14 protein-coding genes are annotated in these 19,410 nt (G+C 38.8%); 6 read left to right on the top strand and 8 right to left on the bottom strand.

Translation table 11 applies throughout. The annotated features are described in order from the left end of the window. Positions 1-183 precede the first annotated feature (183 nt). A complete protein-coding gene (locus ABVM49_RS09970; protein ID WP_405201719.1) occupies positions 184-1,014 on the top strand; it encodes a DUF6503 family protein in 831 nt (276 codons plus the stop codon). 94 nt (positions 1,015-1,108) lie between these two features. Beyond that, positions 1,109-2,209 (top strand): two-component regulator propeller domain-containing protein, encoded by a 1,101-nt coding sequence (locus ABVM49_RS09965; RefSeq protein WP_405201718.1) that lies wholly within the window; start codon positions 1,109-1,111, stop codon positions 2,207-2,209. 74 nt (positions 2,210-2,283) lie between these two features. Here the strand turns inward: ABVM49_RS09965 and ABVM49_RS09960 are convergent, their stop codons facing one another. Beyond that, positions 2,284-5,709: a methylmalonyl-CoA mutase family protein gene (locus ABVM49_RS09960; RefSeq protein WP_405201717.1), complete on the bottom strand. Its 3,426-nt coding sequence runs from the start codon at positions 5,707-5,709 to the stop codon at positions 2,284-2,286. A gap of 143 nt (positions 5,710-5,852) precedes the next feature. Here ABVM49_RS09960 and purU point away from each other — a divergent pair, with 143 nt between their 5' ends. The 3 genes from purU to ABVM49_RS09945 all read left to right on the top strand — a co-directional run bounded on the left by purU (position 5,853) and on the right by ABVM49_RS09945 (position 7,784). Then, positions 5,853-6,707, top strand: a complete 855-nt coding sequence (purU, locus tag ABVM49_RS09955; RefSeq protein WP_405201716.1) for a formyltetrahydrofolate deformylase — start codon at positions 5,853-5,855, stop codon at positions 6,705-6,707. A gap of 81 nt (positions 6,708-6,788) precedes the next feature. Continuing rightward, on the top strand, positions 6,789-7,499 hold the full coding sequence (locus tag ABVM49_RS09950; protein WP_375253258.1) for a DUF4197 domain-containing protein: 711 nt from the start codon (positions 6,789-6,791) through the stop codon (positions 7,497-7,499). Positions 7,500-7,613: 114 nt separating this feature from the next. Further along, entirely contained in the window at positions 7,614-7,784 is a 171-nt protein-coding gene (locus ABVM49_RS09945) for a Lacal_2735 family protein (protein WP_152594935.1), read from the top strand. Here ABVM49_RS09945 and ABVM49_RS09940 read toward each other — a convergent pair. The 5 genes from ABVM49_RS09940 to ABVM49_RS09920 all read right to left on the bottom strand — a co-directional run bounded on the left by ABVM49_RS09940 (position 7,773) and on the right by ABVM49_RS09920 (position 12,633). Next, the gene (locus ABVM49_RS09940) at positions 7,773-8,564 is read right to left on the bottom strand and encodes an ABC transporter substrate-binding protein (RefSeq protein WP_405201714.1); all 792 of its coding nucleotides are present in this window, start codon (positions 8,562-8,564) and stop codon (positions 7,773-7,775) included. The two genes, ABVM49_RS09945 and ABVM49_RS09940, sit on opposite strands and share 12 nt — an antisense overlap. A 2-nt stretch (positions 8,565-8,566) precedes the next feature. After that, entirely contained in the window at positions 8,567-9,388 is an 822-nt protein-coding gene (gene pyrF / locus ABVM49_RS09935; RefSeq protein ID WP_405201713.1) for an orotidine-5'-phosphate decarboxylase, read from the bottom strand. 7 nt (positions 9,389-9,395) lie between these two features. Next, positions 9,396-10,475, bottom strand: coding sequence for a peptide chain release factor 1 (prfA, locus tag ABVM49_RS09930; RefSeq protein ID WP_021778694.1), 1,080 nt, complete (start codon positions 10,473-10,475; stop codon positions 9,396-9,398). Positions 10,476-10,582: 107 nt separating this feature from the next. After that, positions 10,583-10,921, bottom strand: a complete 339-nt coding sequence (locus tag ABVM49_RS09925) for a hypothetical protein (protein ID WP_405201712.1) — start codon at positions 10,919-10,921, stop codon at positions 10,583-10,585. Positions 10,922-11,451: 530 nt separating this feature from the next. Continuing rightward, complete coding sequence (locus ABVM49_RS09920; RefSeq protein ID WP_405201711.1) at positions 11,452-12,633, bottom strand: AIR synthase related protein; 1,182 nt, start codon at positions 12,631-12,633, stop codon at positions 11,452-11,454. A gap of 353 nt (positions 12,634-12,986) precedes the next feature. Between ABVM49_RS09920 and ABVM49_RS09915 the strand changes: the two genes are divergently transcribed. Beyond that, positions 12,987-16,295, top strand: a complete 3,309-nt coding sequence (locus tag ABVM49_RS09915; RefSeq protein WP_405201710.1) for an ankyrin repeat domain-containing protein — start codon at positions 12,987-12,989, stop codon at positions 16,293-16,295. Between the two features lie 204 nt (positions 16,296-16,499). On the opposite strand, the gene ABVM49_RS09910 is transcribed toward ABVM49_RS09915, so the two are convergent. Together ABVM49_RS09910 and ABVM49_RS09905 are read right to left on the bottom strand one after the other, a co-directional pair. Further along, complete coding sequence (locus tag ABVM49_RS09910) at positions 16,500-18,005, bottom strand: carboxypeptidase regulatory-like domain-containing protein (protein ID WP_405201709.1); 1,506 nt, start codon at positions 18,003-18,005, stop codon at positions 16,500-16,502. Positions 18,006-18,010: 5 nt separating this feature from the next. Continuing rightward, the gene (locus ABVM49_RS09905) at positions 18,011-19,408 is read right to left on the bottom strand and encodes a CsgG/HfaB family protein (RefSeq protein ID WP_405201708.1); all 1,398 of its coding nucleotides are present in this window, start codon (positions 19,406-19,408) and stop codon (positions 18,011-18,013) included. Positions 19,409-19,410 lie beyond the last annotated feature (2 nt).

Below are 19,410 nucleotides of genomic sequence, written 5' to 3'. Positions count from 1 at the left end.
CGCTGGCTTAGCACTATATCATACTACAACCACTGTGATGTACTATTGCAGTGGTTTTTTTACGCTTTCGCGAAAGCGGATACCTACACAATACTAAAAAAATGCTAAACTCCCTTTAAAACAACCTCACCACTACACCGGCTATTACATTTGCCCCTTATAATCACAGCAAACAACAACCTTATGACTTTAAAAACGACGCTAGGCATTCTTATTGCCCTCATATCCATATCGTGTAATAACACAACGAAGCAAACCCCAACAACAACCGAAAATGTTGTAAAAGAAGAAACACCCACGTTTACAAATAAAGGCCACGAACTTGTATATACAATGATGCAAGAAGTAGGTGACTATGCAACGCTAGCTGCAAAAAATGATGTTGTTTATACCTACACGTATCAAACGCCAGACGGGCAAAAGGACGTCTCTACAGAAAAATACATCTTTGACGGTGAGTACTCTTATGGATTATATAACACCCACCAGCGCACACTTCCAGAACTAGAAGGCACCATAGAGCAAGGGTATGATGGTAAGGAATACTGGCTTAAAAATGAAGGAACCATAATTACAGATGAGGCTGCGCTTAAGCGTGTAGCCTTTAACAGACCTACTAACTACTACTGGTTTACAATGATGCAAAAACTAGGAGATCCAGGTCTTGTGTATGAATATGTAAAACAACAAACGGTAAACAACATTAACTACGATGTGGTAAAAGTAAGTTTTGAAAGCACTGGAGATAAACCTCAAGATATCTACCAAGTGTACATCAACCCTGAGACAAAACGTGTAGATCAATTTTTATTTACAGTGGTAGACTTTGGCGTGACAGACCCTTACCTTATGGAGATAAGCTATGAAGAAGTAGATGGTTTACAAATCCCTACAAAACGTCGTTATAAAAAATCAGATTGGGACGCTACGGTTACAGATGCACCGTGGATCACAGTAGACTGGACAGATATCACCTTTGATAATGGTCTAGAAAAAAGCTTATTTGTAAAATAATCGATAAGTAGTCAAGTAGGATTTGACACTTTTTTGACAGTTGCAAGAGCGCATTGTTTAAAGTTTGGCTTACATTTAATGTAAATCTCTTTAGATGATGCGCTTTTCTATTTACCTACTTATAACCTCACTAGCCATACTAAGCTATAGCTGTACCTCTCAAAATAAACAAAGAGATATACAAGAAGAAGCACCATCGCAAGAAGCTAGCCGTATCTCCACACAAGCTCCTGCACAGGATTATAACTTTAATTTGAGTCCGCCTCCATTAAGCCAATTTATACGCAGGATCTTTCAAGATTCTCAAGGTAGCTTATGGATGGGAACTAATGGTGATGGCGTGATACGATATAATGGAACGAGCGTAGACTACTTTTCTATAGACGACGGTTTTAATGGCGAGGCAGTGCGAGCAATTCTGGAGGATAAAGATGGTACACTTTGGTTTGGGACCAATCGAGGGCTTGTAAGTTATGATTTGAATACAGAGAAATCTAGCGATAAACCTTCTTTTAAAAACTACGCAGAAGCGCAGGGACTCACAGGAAATAATATCTGGAGTATGTTACTAGATTCAAAAGGAACCTTATGGATAGGCGCTGTGAGTGGCATAAACACCTATGACGGAACAACTTTTACTCCTTTCCCGCTACCAGAAACCAGCGTAGATAATTCTCGTGGTGTCTCAAGTACGACCATTGTGCATAGCATAATGGAGGATACAAAAGGACAGCTTTGGTTTGCCTCAAATGGTGGTGCTTTTATATGGGATGGCAATATGCTAGATACCTTGAGCACCAGAGACGGTCTCGCAGGTAATAATGTGAATGATATGCTAGAAGACCGCACGGGTAATATCTGGTTTGCAACACACCATAAAGGCGTGAGCCGTTATGATGGAACAAAGTTTACAAACTTTACTACAGATGGAGCGATTACAGGAGAAGAAGTGTGGAGTCTCTTTGAAGATTCAAAAGGGAACATCTGGTTTACTGCCGAAAATGCAGGCGTATACAAATACGATGGTAATAGCTTTACAAATTATAATGAGAACGATGGCTTACAAAGCAATGCTATCCAGACCATTTATGAGGATGCTACAGGCACCATCTGGCTAGGTGGATATCAAGGCCTTTCTAGATTAAAAGGTGATAAGATCATACCCGTCACAGAAAGTGGCCCGTGGAAGGATTAAGCAGGTCATAGATTATTCAAAAACAAAAAAGGCGACCATACGGTCGCCTTTTTAATAACTATCATCTCGTAGTATTACATATTACGTCTGTACTGCCCTCCTACTTCAAAGAGCGCACTTGTGATTTGTCCTAATGAGCAAACTTTTGTTGCTTCCATAAGTTCTTCAAAAATGTTGCGGTTATTAATCGCTGCATCTTGAATTTTTGCAAGCTCTGCTTCTATTTTATCTGCTTTTTCCTTGTGGAGGTTTTCTAGCATTTCGATTTGATATTGCTTCTCCTCTTCGGTAGCTCTTATTACTTCGGCTGGACGTACTGTAGGACTTCCTTTTGAACTTAAGAAGGTGTTTACTCCTATAATAGGGAACTCACCGTTGTGCTTAAGCGTTTCATAATACAAGCTTTCTTCTTGTATTTTAGAACGCTGGTACATTGTCTCCATCGCTCCTAGTACACCACCACGCTCTGTGATTCTGTCAAATTCTAGTAAGACTGCCTCTTCTACAAGTTCTGTAAGCTCTTCTATAATAAATGATCCTTGTATTGGGTTTTCGTTTTTAGTAAGTCCTAGCTCTTTATTGATAATAAGCTGGATTGCCATCGCACGACGTACACTCTCTTCTGTAGGCGTTGTGATAGCCTCATCATAAGCATTTGTGTGTAGCGAGTTACAGTTATCATAAATCGCATACAAGGCTTGCAAGGTTGTACGTATGTCGTTAAAGTCAATCTCTTGTGCGTGTAAACTACGCCCAGATGTCTGGATGTGATACTTAAGCATCTGTGCACGTGAGTTTGCTTTATATTTCTCCTTCATTGCCTTTGCCCAGATCTTACGAGCAACACGACCTATGACCGCATATTCTGGATCGATTCCGTTTGAGAAAAAGAATGATAAGTTAGGACCAAATTTATTGATATCCATTCCACGGCTTAGGTAGTACTCCACATACGTAAATCCGTTAGATAATGTAAGTGCAAGTTGTGTGATAGGATTTGCTCCTGCCTCTGCAATGTGATATCCAGAGATAGACACACTATAGAAGTTACGCACTTTTTGCTCGATAAAATACTCTTGTACATCACCCATTAATCGCAGTGCAAACTCTGTAGAGAAGATACACGTATTTTGCGCTTGATCTTCTTTAAGAATATCTGCTTGTACCGTACCACGCACTTGTGTAAGTGTCTCTACTTTTATACGGTTATACACATCTGCTGGGAGTACTTGGTCACCTGTTACGCCTAGTAACATTAATCCTAGACCATCATTTCCTTCTGGAAGATCACCTTGGTATGCAGGACGTGTTTTTCCTTTATAGATAGCTGCAATCTTTGCTTCTACCTCTTCTTCTAGTCCATTTTCTTTAATGTACTTCTCACAGTTTTGATCTATAGCGGCATTCATAAAGAAACCTAACAGCATAGGCGCAGGTCCGTTTATGGTCATACTTACAGAGGTCATTGCGTGACTTAAGTCAAAACCAGAGTACAATTTCTTTGCATCATCAAGACAGCAAATACTCACTCCCGCGTTACCTATCTTACCATAAATATCTGGACGGTGACCTGGATCGTTACCATATAAGGTTACCGAGTCAAAAGCGGTACTTAATCGCTTAGCCGGCATTCCTAAACTCACGTAGTGAAAACGCTTGTTTGTGCGCTCTGGTCCTCCTTCTCCTGCAAACATACGTGTAGGATCTTCTCCCGTACGTTTAAAAGGATAGAGTCCCGCAGTGTATGGGAATTCTCCCGGTACATTTTCTTGTAAACACCAGATTAAGATATCTCCCCAAGCTTGATACTTTGGCAAGGCTACCTTAGGTATTTCTGTATGTGATAATGAGGCACTGTGCGTAGGGATTTTAATCTCCTTGTCTCTTACCTTAAAGGTATACACAGGCGCCTTGTATCTATTTACTTTCTCGTCCCAACCCGTAATAATCTCCCAGTTGTACGGATCGAGATCCATTTTTTTACGGTCAAACTGTGCCAGCAACAACTTGACAAGATCTTTATCTTCTTCGGTAGTTTCGGCGGCAAAGTCTGTGATTTGTAAACCTGCTTTGTCAAGTGCTGGAGTAACTCCTGCTATGGTCTCGATGGTTTTAAATATTCCGTAGAGACGTTGTGCTGTTTCTTGTTGTGCTTTCGCGAAAGCGTCATACCCTCTATTGCTCTCTGCAATCTCGCTCAGGTAACGTGTACGCGCTGGAGGTATTACAAAGATCTTCTCACTCATCTCCTGGCTTATCTCAAAAGTACTCGTAAGATCTGCCTCGTTTACCGTGTTTACCTTTTCCATTATACGCTTGTAAAGCGTGTTCATCCCTGGGTCGTTAAACTGGCTTGCAATGGTTCCAAAAACTGGCAACTCATCTTGCGGTGTATCCCACAAGTTATTGTTGCGCATATATTGTTTCTTAACATCACGTAGCGCATCTAGCGACCCACGCTTGTCAAATTTGTTTATCGCAACGAGATCTGCAAAGTCTAGCATATCTATTTTCTCGAGCTGCGTAGCTGCGCCAAATTCTGGTGTCATCACATAAAGCGACACATCACTATGCTCTAGTATCTCTGTATCTGACTGCCCAATACCTGATGTCTCAAGGATGATTAAATCATACTCTGCTGCTTTAAGTACTTCTATGGCTTCCCCTACATACTTAGATAGTGCGAGGTTACTCTGTCTCGTAGCCAGCGAGCGCATATACACACGCTCATTGTTAATCGCATTCATACGGATGCGGTCACCTAGTAAGGCTCCACCCGTTTTACGCTTAGAAGGATCTACAGAAATAAGACCAATGGTCTTCTCTGGAAAATCGATAAGAAATCTACGCACCAGCTCATCTACTAGTGAAGATTTACCTGCACCTCCAGTACCTGTAATACCAAGTACGGGTGTCAGTGAAGATTCATTCTTTTTATGAATTGCATCAAGGGTATCTTTTGCAACCTCAGGAAAGTTTTCGGCAGCAGAGATTACTCTGGCTATAGCCGTAGGTACTTTATCACTAAGTTGAGACGCTTGGTTGTCTAGCTTATCTCCTATGGCATAATCAGACTGCTGTACAAGGTCATTAATCATTCCTTGTAACCCCATCGCACGGCCATCATCTGGAGAGTAAATACGAGTAATCCCGTAATCCATAAGCTCCTTAATCTCTTCTGGAAGTATCACACCACCTCCTCCACCGAAGATTTTAATATGTCCCGCACCTTTCTCTTTAAGAAGGTCGTACATATATTTAAAATACTCATTGTGCCCTCCTTGATAAGAGGTCATTGCAATGGCATTTGCATCTTCTTGTATGGCAGTATTTACTACTTCTTCTACACTGCGGTCGTGACCTAAGTGTATTACCTCAACACCGGTACTTTGTATAATACGGCGCATAATATTTATCGCGGCATCGTGTCCGTCAAAAAGGGAAGCAGCAGTTACTATTCTAACTTTATGCTTAGGAGTATAAGGAGTGGCTTGTTCCATCTGTAATTTTAAGTATGTATAACGATGTAAATTTACGTAATATTCAATAATAAAGCGAGTTGAATATGAATTACACAAAAAGTAATCTACATAACAGATTTATGTTATAATATGTGCAATTTAGGGGTCACAAAACCAATGATATGGCACATCTTACCTTACTGATACACTGCAAAGACCAAAAGGGAATTATCGCCTCGGTGACCAATTTCATTTTAGAAAACGAGGGAAACACCACCTATATAGATCAGCACGTAGATGCGGTGGCAAATGTATTTTTTATGCGCCTTGAGTGTGTATTTACAAATGCTTCTTTTAACACTGCACAGTTTAAAGCAGCTTTTAAAGAAAAGCTGGCAACTCCCTTTGAGATGCAATGGCAACTTTATCCTGCTACACAAAAACTCAAAATGGCCATTTTTGTGTCAAAATATGATCACTGCCTCTATGATATACTAGGCCGCTACAACGCTGGCGAGCTTAACGTAGATATCCCTTTTATCATAAGTAACCATAGTGATCTCGCACATATTGCGGCAAATTTTGACATCCCTTTTTATCACATCCCAGTGACAAAAGACACCAAAGCTGCCGCAGAGCAAGAACAGCTCAAACTACTCAAAGCACACCAGGTAGACTTTATCGTACTAGCTCGCTATATGCAAATTGTCACGTCTACGGTAATAAATGAATTTCCGCATCGCATTATAAACATACACCACTCTTTCTTACCTGCCTTTGTAGGTGCAAAACCTTATCACGCTGCCTTTGCTCGCGGTGTAAAAATTATAGGCACCACCAGTCACTACGTCACCGAAGAGCTAGACGCAGGTCCCATCATCGAGCAAGACACCATACGTGTGACCCACAGCCACACCATTCCAGACCTCATTGCAAAAGGTAGAGACCTAGAGAAAATCGTACTCTCAAGAGCGATAAAATTACACGCTCAACATAAATGCTTTGTGTATGGCAATAAGACGATAATTTTTACTTAAAAGAAATGAATAAGCAGGGTTACGCTTTCGCGAAAGCGTAATTATCAATTATATTTACCACAATACTTAAATAACATTATTATGAAAAAGATCATCGCTGTACTCGTTTTATTTTCACTCGTTTCTTGTGCCGAATTACAAGGCGTTATAGACGGGCTTCCTGGTGAGTCTGGATTGCCTGGCATAGATAACCAGATGATAGGTAATGGACTTAAACAAGCGCTTGATTTTGGGATTGATAAGCAAGTGACAAAACTTACTTCTACAGATGGTTTTTATAAAAACGAACTCGTAAAAATTTTGCTTCCAGAAGAATTACAAAAAGTAGATAATACCTTAAGAGCTATAGGCCTAGGTAAACTAGCAGATGAAGGTATAAAAGCCCTTAATCGCGCTGCCGAAGATGCTGTAAGTGAGGCTACGCCAATCTTTGTAGACGCGGTGAAGCAAATTACCTTTAATGATGTGCGTACCATTTTACTAGGTACAGATGATGCGGCAACTCAATATCTAGAAGGAAAAACAAACGCTGCACTGTATAATAAATTCAACCCTGTAATTAAAAATAGCTTTGCAAAAGTAGGGGCAGATCAAATCTGGACAAACCTCATCACAAAGTATAATGACTTACCTCTTACAAATAATGTAAATCCAGATCTTACAGATTATGTAACGCAACAAGCGCTACAAGGTGTGTACACAATGATTGCTGTAGAGGAAAAAGAAATAAGAACAAAAACACAAAGCAGAACTACAGATTTACTTAAGCGCGTGTTTGCATTACAAGATTAACAAGTTTAATCCTACATTAATTACTTGATTTTTACATAGTTATAACATTTTGGTTTGGATTTTTTTTTTACATTTAATGTGTGTATAAAAATCCCCTTAACTAATTAATCAATTATGACTAATGTTGCCTCAAAACACAAGCGCCTCAAATCTTTTATGCAACGTAAGCACAAGAAACTCGTAGAGGAGTCTTATAATATAATGTATACAGATCACGAAAAAAGTGACGTACTCACCTATGAAGCCTTACAACTGGATAAAAAGATTAAGTTTTTAAAGTTTTAAGCGCTTAGATAAGCTCGTAAAATAGGGAAAGGCTTTTATGAGCCTACTCCCATACCAAGAAAAATACTCACCATCTACAAGTACAACTTGTGCGGTGGTCTTTTTTTGAAACGCTTCTATATGCTTTTCTGAGAAAGGAAATGGCTCCGAAGACAAGAACACATAATCTAAGTCTTTGAGATCTTGTTCGGTAACTGTAGGATACCTTCCTTCTTTATTTTTAAATGCGTTTACAAAACCGAGTTCCTCTATTAGGTGATCTATAAAGGTATCATCACCTACAACCATAAGCGGCTCTTGCCATATAAAATAGCCTACTTTAAGGGTGTTAATGGGGTTTGTTATGCTTTCGCGAAAGCGTTCTTGCTCTTCTTTAATGCGAGTTGTGATTGCTGTAGCACGTTGAGTCACATTAAAAATAGTACCATATTGTATAATCAGATTGTGAGCATCTTGAAGCGTCAAAACATCAGATAGGTGTACAGTTGCAATGTCTTGCAGTATACGAACCATCTCCTCTGTATTTTCTTCTTTATTACAAAGTATGATATCAGGTTGTAGTGCCTTAATTTTATCAAAATGCACTTGCTTTGTACCTCCCACAACGCTTACTTCATTGCGTAAAGTCACTGGGTGAACACAAAATTTTGTAATACCTACAAGTGAAGATTGTAAACCGAGATCTACCAGCAGCTCTGTCTGGCTAGGCACTAAGGAGACGATGCGCACAGGCGTATGATCAAAAGTAAGGGATCGCCCCATCTGATCTACTATCTGCATCTCTAGCTGTTTTGAACTAAAATCTCTTGCATTTCTGACTGCATTTGCTGGGCAACATTACGTGCTGCAATGGCAAAATCTTCTCCTTGAGAATTATAGATAATCCCTCTTGAAGAATTAACTAGAAGCCCAATATCTTCTGTCATACCATATCTACATACTTCACGCAAGCTACCTCCTTGTGCTCCTACACCAGGTACAAGTAAGAAAGCTTCTGGTATGATGGCTCTTATATCTGTAAGATACTCTGCTTTTGTCGCACCTACTACATACATAAGTTGGTCACTATTTTCATAGCTCTTAGAAGTCTCAAGTACGTGTTTATATAGCTCTTGCCCATTAATAGTCTGGGTCTGAAAGTCAAAAGCACCTTGGTTAGACGTAAGGGCTAGTATTATGGTATGCTTATCTTTAAAAGCGAGAAAAGGCTCTACAGAGTCTTTACCCATATAAGGCGCTACGGTAACTGAGTCAAAATTAAGATCTTCAAAAAAGGCTTTTGCATATCGTGTAGATGTATTACCTATGTCACCACGCTTTGCATCTGCTATGGTGAATTGCTCTGGGTAGGTTTCATTAATATAATTAATGGTTTTCTCTAGCGCCTTCCAGCCCTTAAGACCATAAGCCTCATAAAATGCCGTGTTAGGTTTATAACCTACACATAGGTCTTGAGTCGCATCTATAATGGCTTTATTAAAAGCAAAGATGGGATCTTCTTCTTTTAATAAGTGCTTAGGTATTTTATCAAGATCTGTATCTAGACCTACAATAAGAAAAGATTGTTTCTTTTTAATCTGCGAGATAAGATCTTCTGTCTTCATTGTGTGCTTATAATTCTCCTTCGGTGAACTTGAGTTTTTCTGTATTTTCTACAAGTCTTAACTCTTCTAGTATTTTTTGAATATCTCCATTTATAATGTTTTGGAGATCGTATAATGTAAGTCCTATACGGTGGTCTGTTACACGTCCTTGTGGATAGTTGTAGGTACGTATTTTTGCACTACGGTCACCACTACTTACTTGAGAGTTACGCTTTGCAGCATCTTCTTCTTGTTTTTTTGCAAGTTCAAGATCATATAAACGTGAGCGTAGTACTTTAAAGGCTTTCTCTTTGTTTTTGTGTTGTGATTTTTGATCTTGACACTGTGCTACAAGTCCTGTAGGGATGTGTGTTAATCGTACTGCAGAGTAGGTTGTATTTACAGACTGCCCTCCTGGCCCTGATGAACAGAAAAAGTCAACACGTACATCTTTAGGCTCTATTTGCACATCAAACTCTTCGGCTTCTGGAAGTACCATTACTGTAGCAGCACTGGTGTGCACACGACCTTGAGTTTCTGTCTGAGGTACACGTTGTACACGGTGCACTCCAGCCTCAAACTTCATTGTACCATATACATCTTGACCTGTAATCTCAAACTGGATTTCTTTAAATCCTCCAGAGGTACCCTCTGAGTAGTCTACCGTACTGTGTTTCCACCCAGGTACGCTATCTACATACTTAGTGTACATTCTGTAAAGATCTCCTGCAAAGATACTTGCCTCGTCACCACCGGTTCCCGCACGTATTTCTACTACGACGTTTTTGGCGTCTTCTGGATCTTTTGGGATAAGCATCATTCTGATTTTTTCCTCTAGTTCAGGAATACCAGATTTTGCTTCTTCGTATTGCATTTTTGCCATTTCAACCATCTCGGCATCACTACCGTCTGCTATGATTTCTTCGGCTTCTTTAAAATTATCTGTAAGTTCTATATATTCTTCACGCACATCCATTAGTGCCTTTAAGTCACTATACTCCTTGTTAAGAGAGACATAACGTTTTTGATCTGATATAATATCTGGCTGTATGATAAGGTCACTTACCTCATCAAAACGCTGCTTTACTATCTGTAATTTTTCTAACATCTACTTTCTATAATAAGAAGCGAATTTACGATAATTTAAGCAAGGTATGAAAGGGAAATGGGCGTTAGTATGCTTTCGCGAAAGCGTAAAAAAAAGAAAATCAATATCTAGAGCATACTTTTGAGGAGTTCCTTATCCTCACGTTCTCCACGTACATTTAAAACGGTATGTATAAAAAATGATAAGCCTAGTGTTGCACCTACAAAGTTTATATAGTAGAAAAAGCGCATATTAAAATAATATCCTAAAAGAGAGGACACGTCTGAAAAGATCATACAGAAAACAAAAAACAAAAATGTGAGTGATCTATCACTATTTACGACTTGATTGTATAAAACAGCTACCGCCCCTAGTAAGGTGATGATAATGCCTAAAAGAAATGTTAAACTTGCCTGAAACGATCCATCATAACTATCTTTAACCATACTAATAAGTTCGTTGATCATAAACAGGTTAAGTATCACGAAAAGAAAAGTACAGACAATAGCAATTTTATCCCTGGCTAATACTTGTATCGTATCTAAACGCTTGACACAAATGAGACCATATACTAGACACCCTAAAGTTAAATAGGCAATTTGACCAAGACTATTACCGTAGTAAAAAATAGAAATTTCTCTTAGCAAAAACATCCCGAGTATAATAACTATGAGTATGCGCACTTTTAATGTATGGACAAGGTAGTATAGTATAAAGATAACTATGGTGAAAATCTGGACATACCTGAGGAATCTAACCTCTCTCATATAGTAAAGAGAAATCACATTGAGAGCTACCAAAAAGATGGTTAATAGCGGTAATTTACTCCACAAGTCACTTAGCGAGAATTTCATTTATTTCTTAATTAGTAGGGAACTTAGATGCCTAAAAATTAAACACTAAGCGTATTAAATATACTAATTTTAGTTTCAAAACAAACGAATCTTCCTACACTATTTAACTATTAACTAGCTAGTAACCTTAATATTACAAATTATTAATATGTAAAATCACCGTGAGCACTATGTATACTGAGTTTTTTACCAGAAGGTGAATCTTCTACCCTACCTACTATTTGTGCATCTACATTATAAGATTTTGATATGGCAATAAGATCATCTGCCACCTCTTGAGGGCAATAAATCTCCATACGGTGACCCATATTAAAGACTTGATACATCTCTTTCCAGTCTGTGCCACTCTCCTCTTGAATTAATTTAAACAAAGGTGGTGTGTCAAAAAGGTTATCTTTTATAATGTGTAGATTTTCTACAAAGTGTAAAATTTTAGTTTGTGCTCCTCCACTACAGTGCACCATACCGTGTATGCTGTCTGACTTATATTTAGATAGTATATCTTTTATAATAGGTGCATAGGTTCTAGTAGGTGATAATACAAGTTTACCAGCATCTATGGGACTATCTGTAACAGCGTCTGTAAGTTTTTTTGAACCACTGTACACTAGATATTCTGGTACTGCTGCGTCAAAGCTTTCTGGATACTTTTGGGCCAGGTAGTTATCAAAAACGTCGTGACGAGCAGAGGTAAGACCATTACTTCCCATCCCACCGTTATATGAGGTCTCATAACTAGCTTGACCAAAAGATGCTAGACCTACAATTACATCACCAGGAGTGATATTTGCATTATCTATCACATCGCTACGCTTCATTCTTGCCGTTACTGTAGAATCTACTATAATTGTGCGCACAAGATCACCCACATCTGCCGTTTCTCCACCCGTACTGTGTATGGTTACACCGTATGACTTAAGCTCTTCTAGTAACTCTTCAGATCCATTAATAATAGCCGAAATTACTTCGCCCGGTATTAAGTTCTTATTACGCCCTATGGTAGAAGATAACATTATATGGTCTGTAGCACCTACACATAGTAGGTCATCTATATTCATAATGAGCGCATCTTGAGCAATACCTTTCCATACAGAGATGTCTCCCGTTTCTTTCCAATACATATATGCCAGTGCAGATTTTGTCCCTGCACCGTCTGCGTGCATCACGAGGCAATAATCATCATCTCCTGTAAGTGCATCTGGTACGATTTTACAAAATGCTTTAGGAAACAAGCCCTTGTCTACATTTTTAATCGCGTTGTGTACATCTTCTTTACCAGCAGATACTCCGCGCTGTGCATATCGTTTAGAAATTTCTTGGCTCATTAGGTAGATTTTATGGCGCAAAAATAGGGATTAATTAATGAGAGGTAAAATAGACTAGCCTGCAGTTATAAACTATTTGTAAAATGTGGCGGGTTGTTGTTATTACGCTTTCGCGAAAGCGTAAAATAGACGCTAAAAATCAGTTTTTTCTTACAGCAATATTTTACCAAACTCTCTTCATTCCAGTAATTTATGCCTTAGTCTATTTGAGTTTTTTCTTTGCTTATTTATGTCTACTTTCAAGGTTCATTAACCATTCTATTTATTAAATCTTATACACCTTGAACAACTTTCTTTTTAATAAAAGTTACTACATATTACATATCGCCCTCCTTTTAAGCTCACTCTCTGCGATGAGCCAAGATGATGGACCCAAACGACAAGATGTTTTGGGGCACGGCTTTGATGTGCGCTATGTAGATGCCCTAGACTGGGGCTCCTCATCAAAAGGTAAACTCCTTTTTAAGGGTGGCTCCTCTACAAGTAAGATTACCTCATCTCCCGCTGTATCTTATCATTTTGTCACCACACCTTATGAGTATGAGAAGGAACTCTTGCGCACAGACTCTCTAGACAGCCCTTTTCAGGCTATAAATAGTCACGCATATTATGAAGCCTTTGAGGCAGACGGCAGCGACAAGCTACTCTTTGTATATACTCAAAAGAGAAAACCTATAGAACGTAAATCTCTACGTACAAGCTCTACAAAAACATTAGACAGTGCGATGGTGGCAGATTTTTCAAGACTGGGGCGTGATATTACACCAGAGGGTTTTATACACAGATACGGGACTCATTATGCAGACCAAGTTGTATACGGTGGTATATTTTTAAAAAGAAACCTCATTAAAAACACAGATTATATTTACTCACCCTATGAGAAAGATGAGTTTCAACAACAGGTTGTAAAAGATATTATTGCAACTCATACAGGTGCTAGTGATCCAGATCCTTATATAAATGCTGGGCAAAGCAACACCTATACCATAGGAGGAACAAAAGATGCCCAGTGGTTTACAGACTGGGAAGGTACCGTATCTCAAAATAGTAAGCCCATAGAGGTCACATTGCAAACGTTTTCAGAACTCTTTAGAACGGTATCTATGCCAGAGGTTGAAGACAAGGCAAAAAAAGTGAGAATGCTAGATAGTGTTATAGAAGTCGCAACTGCTTATGCTCAAAAGGCCGTACAGCGACCAGTAGCAAGTAAATATTATAAAAAGTACTCCCTACGCTTTAAGCAAGATCTCACTAAGATTATAAAAAAAAATATGGGCGGTGAGAATGCAACGAGCACAGACTACACGGGAGATATATTTTTTGGTGGCTTTTCAAAAGACGATGCTATACTTGATATAAAACCGCTTATTGAGTTGGGTGGACTCCGTCTTGAAACCCTTATTACAGACGAAGAAGTGCTTCTAGATAGAAACGTCATAATAACCATAAAAGCCGAAGACCTAAAAAGAGGCTACCTAAGTGTATGGGATGATGCAAAAAAACTAGTAAAAGGAGGTGGTAGGACACGCTTGCGAGTTTCTGGTACAGAAGACGCAAAGACCTATTACAAAGACATATTAAAGCAAAAAGTAGAAAAAACCATCGAGCTAGAAACGATTGATAAGGACATCTATGATATCACCTACACTGCAGAGCTTATTAAAGACGAGGGACTTATTGAGAACATCACAACTACTTATAATTATGTACTAGATACAGAACTTGTTGCTGCTGCTGCGACCGGTAATATCCCGTTACTAAAAGACTTATTTAAAAAAAATGGAAACGTAGGAGCAAATGGATTACTACAAGCCATCATTACTAATAAACAAGATAACGATGTTCTTAACTTTGTACTAGATAATGGCGTGGTACCTACTACCGAAGATCTGGATGTAGCTTTTGAACCTAGAAATTTTGAGAGAGAAAAAGCACTCATTCTCTTAGAACGAGGAGCTAAGCCTAAAAATAATATGATTTATAAAGCGGTTGCTTATAAAGAGGCAGATGTAATTTATGCACTCTTTAGAGAAGGAGCCATACCGAGAAATAACGATCTAGCTTATGCACTCGAGCTCTACCACTACCCTACTGTAAAAGCGTTAATGAGTGAAGAGTTTGAAGAATTTGTAGCTGGTAAAAACGAACTACTTCTCGCTGCCGAAAATAATGATGAAGATCTCGCTCAGAAATTTGTGAAGCTAGGCTCTACCGCAGATGCCTACATACTAGACAGAGCTACCCAGCACGATAATATGGCTTTGCGTAATGTTATTGTACCTGTTACCGAAGCAAGCGGAGAAACGCTTGAGGTCGTAGCCAAACTAAATGACACAGATCTCTTTAATTATTTCGTTAAGAAAGAAGCAAAACTTGATTCTAATCTTGCAGCAGAAGTTGCGGTAGATAACAGTAACACAGCCATACTTGATATGGCGCTTAAAAATGGAGCTCAAGCCACAGAGATACTCACCTATGCAATTGAGAAAGATAACAAACCAGCAATAGAAGTGTCATTAAAAAACAAAGCCGTTGCAGATGAGGTTTTCTCATATGCCGCAAAGTCTCAAGATACACAGCTCTTTAATGATGCCCTTAATACGTACAACGGTACTCCGGCTGTAGCGCTAGAGGCTGCTGTACAAGAAGACCGTGTGATGCTGGCGCAATCTGTGATAAGCACAAAAAGTGCCTCTATAGACGCCACTCAAACATTAGACCTTGCCGTTTCAAAGGAAAATCTAGAGATGGTTGAATTACTTGTGCAAAACGATGCAGACCCTTCTCAAGGTATTAAAACGGCCGTATCTAGAGAAAATGAATCTATTACCGCTTTTCTAGTGACCAAGGGAGCAGCTACTGCCGACCCAGCGCTATTACAGGAAGCTGTAAAAAAAGAGAACCTAGCCATATCAAAAATCCTTATAGAACAGGGACAGGCTAATGTAAGCGAGGCTATTGTAGATGCTACAGAGACTGGTAATAAAGAAATTACTGGCTACTTACTAGAGAAGGGTGCAGATACAGAAGAGGCTCTAAACGCTGCGATGGAAACTAAGGACGAAGACATCATTCTTCTCATCTTAGCAAAAACAGAGCATATCGACCCGTCGTTTATCTCTACTGCTGCAAGAAAAGGAAATCTTAAAGTTGTACAAAAACTTATAGAACGAGGTTTAAGTACAAGTATCGCTCTAGAAGACGCGATGCGTTACAAACAACTAGACGTTGCAAAGCTATTGCTAGAAAGTGGAGCAAAACCCACACAATATGACTTAGAACTAGCTATCAAATTTAACTTCATAGATGGCACCAAGTTAGTTCTAGAAGAAGGTGTCACACCTACCCAAGCCTTTGGGAATGGATACTACCCATTACATCTAGTTACAGAAACGTATGAAGCAACAGATAGTGCATTAATAGCGCTATTAGTATCCTACGGAGCAGATGTAAACGCACAAAACAAAAGAGATGAGACTCCATTACACCTAGCTGCTAGTGGCAACGAGAATGCACTACCCACTGTAATGGCTTTACTTGAGGCAGATGCAAATGCACTACTCACAAATAAGAACAATCTTACTGCTTTGGATTACACCACTAACAAAACCCTAAAAAACGTTATCAAGAAAGCACAAAAAGAGGCGCGCAAAAAGTCTTAAGGTGATATTGTATTTTAATGTTTATAGGTGCGCTTTCGCGAAAGCGTAATTATATTGATAATACGAAATGAATCACCGCAAGGTTTGGTTAGCGAAAACACCATAAGAGAGCTAAATAATCAAAACAAAACTCTTTGATTTTACTTGAACAAAAAAAGCTCCTTTATAATGATATAAAGGAGCTTTTAGTATAATATCTCTAGCTTATTGCCAGTCTGGCATAGCGCCATCCTCTACAAGGGTTGTTCTGGATGCATCGCCTAGTTGTGATGTTACAATATCACGTACAGATACCTCATCATTAGGCGTATTGGTATAAACAATACCCGCATTAGTAGGTGTAAAGCGAGGGTCTAGATCATTTGTTCCGGCAGGTTTATCTCCAGACTGGTCTACTGGAGCATTGCCCGTGCCTAACTCGTAGGTAAATACACGTGTGTCTAGTTGTAAATAGTTAGGATTTTCAAATTCTGAAATGTCTCTTGTAAACACGATAGTACTACCGGTGATAGAAATATCAAGGCCTCCTAGCGCTCCTTGAAAACCGGTTACAGCAGTCTCTATAAGGTTACCATCTAGATCTAGCACAAGAATCTCTGCCGCATAACCAGATACGTTATTAGTTTTTATAACGAAAAAGTCGTCAAATCTCGCTCTTTCTACCTCTGTGATAAAACTACCATCTGGTGTGGTATAAACGAGCTCTAACCCTCCTCCATCTGTGTTTATAGAAAATAATTTATCAAAACTAGGGAAGTATAATTTCTCTCCAGTAGGCTCCCAGGAGAAATCTACTTCTTCTAGATTAAAACCATTTACGGGTTGTGATGCTGTTACTTGAAAAACGTCACTCCCATCCTCATTCATTGTAAATAGTTGTGTCTCTCCTCCTACGGTGCGTAAGAAAGCGATTTTATTTACTTCTGTATTACGTCTAGGTCTAAAACTATTAGACGATTGCGAGGTAAGAGCGAGGGGGCCTAATCCTGTTTCTGAACCGTCATCTGTAGAGTAGATTACATTATTACCGTTACTCTCTTTACGTACAAATACTAATCTATTATTAGGCTCATCAATGGTATTAAAAGAGCTAAACTCACTATTTACATCTGGATTTATACCATCGTTTACGGTTACTTGCCAGAAGTACTTAGTAGAAAATGCAAGATCATTTACTGATAAGAAGGTATCACTCAAGTTTTGAAAATTGAGTATTTCATTAGTCATATCATTACGTAGTTCTAGTTGATACACTAGCTCATCAAAAGGATCTGGATCTGTTACTGTCCAGGTAAAAAGAACGTCTTGAGCCACATCTTCTGCCTCATCTGCCGGAGTGACTAAAATTGGTATAGACGGTGCTACATTATTGGCTGTTTCTGGTTGTAATTCAAAAATAACGTTTGTAGTAGCTCCCTCTGTAACCGTTGCAGGCTCAAAAGCGGTTATAAAATCACTCTTTTCTGCTTGCACAGAATAATCTCCTACTACTACTTCACCTAGATCAAAGCTTCCATCTTCACCTGTAAAAACAGTATTTGATGGTGGATTTGTAGATATTTTTACATTTGCCTGTGGGGCATTATCTCCTTCAAAGACTACCACCCCCGTTATATTACCGATACCTGTTTCTCCTAATGTGTCTTCACTACAACTTACTAGTAAGCTTAGTGTACAACATAAAAAGAATATATATAAACCTGTTTTCATTTTGATTAATTTAATGGGATTACCTCGTCTTCTACCTCTTCTTTTTTATCTTTTAAAATGCTATATCTCAAACCAAAACCAAAGTTGAAGTGAAAATCATTTCTTCTACCATTTATGGCAAGGTCTACATCATCTACAAAAGTCAAGTTCTGTTCGGCAAATAACTTGAGCCCTACTCTATCACTTACTTTGTAAAGTACGCCGCCACCGTACTGCATTTTGGGAGCGCTTACATCATTATCTCCAAAAAGGTAACCACCTCCTGCATAGATAAAGGGTGTAAAATTATCTGTAGGTAAAATTTCATAAGTAAGATTGAGGTTAAGACTTGTATATGCTTGCTCAAACTCATTACCCGCTTTAAATCTTTGATACCTCCCGTTAAAATGTAACCCAAATGTAGAGCCAAGAGCGGTCTCGTAACCGAGCTGTGCAAATTCACCAAATTTCTTATCTGCCAGATCACCATCAAAAAGGTTTGCTCCTATAGCAAAGTCAAAATGTGAGTTTGCAACATTAGGCTTATACACTCTATCATATAAACGTGTAGATTCTTCTAGCTCTTTTTCTTTATAATATTGTGCTACTACCTTTTCATTAAGTTCTCTACCCTTACTAGTAGACCATAAATTATCTTCTATACCTTCTATAATAAGACCTCTTACAGACTTTTCTATAGCCTCCTTTATTGCTAGTTGTACAGGTTCATTACGTGTAAAACCAGTCTCTACCTCTAGCAGCCTCTGAAAGTTTACATATTTAAACAAACTAGCATCAAGTGATTGTGACAATATGGTTTTTGACACGTAAATAGTTTTTAAAATCTCACCACTTTGAGTATTTATTGCTCGTAAATAAACTGTGACTCTATCCTGACGGTACTGTGTAGAACCACTTATACCAAAGTATCTTGCACCTAGTCCTCCTGTTACAATATTTGTATCATAAGAAACGATACCTCCTTCAAGCAATATACCTGCAAATAAGAGACCTGGTAATCTAGGTTCGTTTGGGTTTGTGGTTTTTCTAGCTTCTTCTCTGGTTTGCTTTATGATATTACGCTCTTGTAATAAATTACCCAGGTTTTCCCTTTCTAAGGTTCTAAACCACTTAGAATCTTCAAGCGCTTTTAATAATATAGCGGTTGACCCTTGCGTTACCGCTGTACTGAATGTACTTGCAGTCGCACTTGCCTTAAATTGCCCTGTAAGATCTCTAAAATTATATACACCTACGTCTATCCTTCTAGATGTAGGAGGTAACGCCATAAGAGAATCTGTAGTTGCGAGTTTTTCTCCAGTTCTTGCCTCTTCTGGACCCAATGGCTGGTTGAAATAAGTACCACAGCTTGAAAGCGTGCTAAGCATTAAAACTAAAAGACCTGTTTGTAAGATATACTTCATAA

Origin of the sequence: Dokdonia sp. LLG6352-1 (assembly GCF_045055815.1) — a bacterium.
GTDB classification, from domain to species: Bacteria; Bacteroidota; Bacteroidia; order Flavobacteriales; family Flavobacteriaceae; genus Dokdonia; species Dokdonia donghaensis.
Note: the sequence above shows the minus strand (reverse complement) of the source record. Positions and strands in the feature narration are given on the sequence as shown.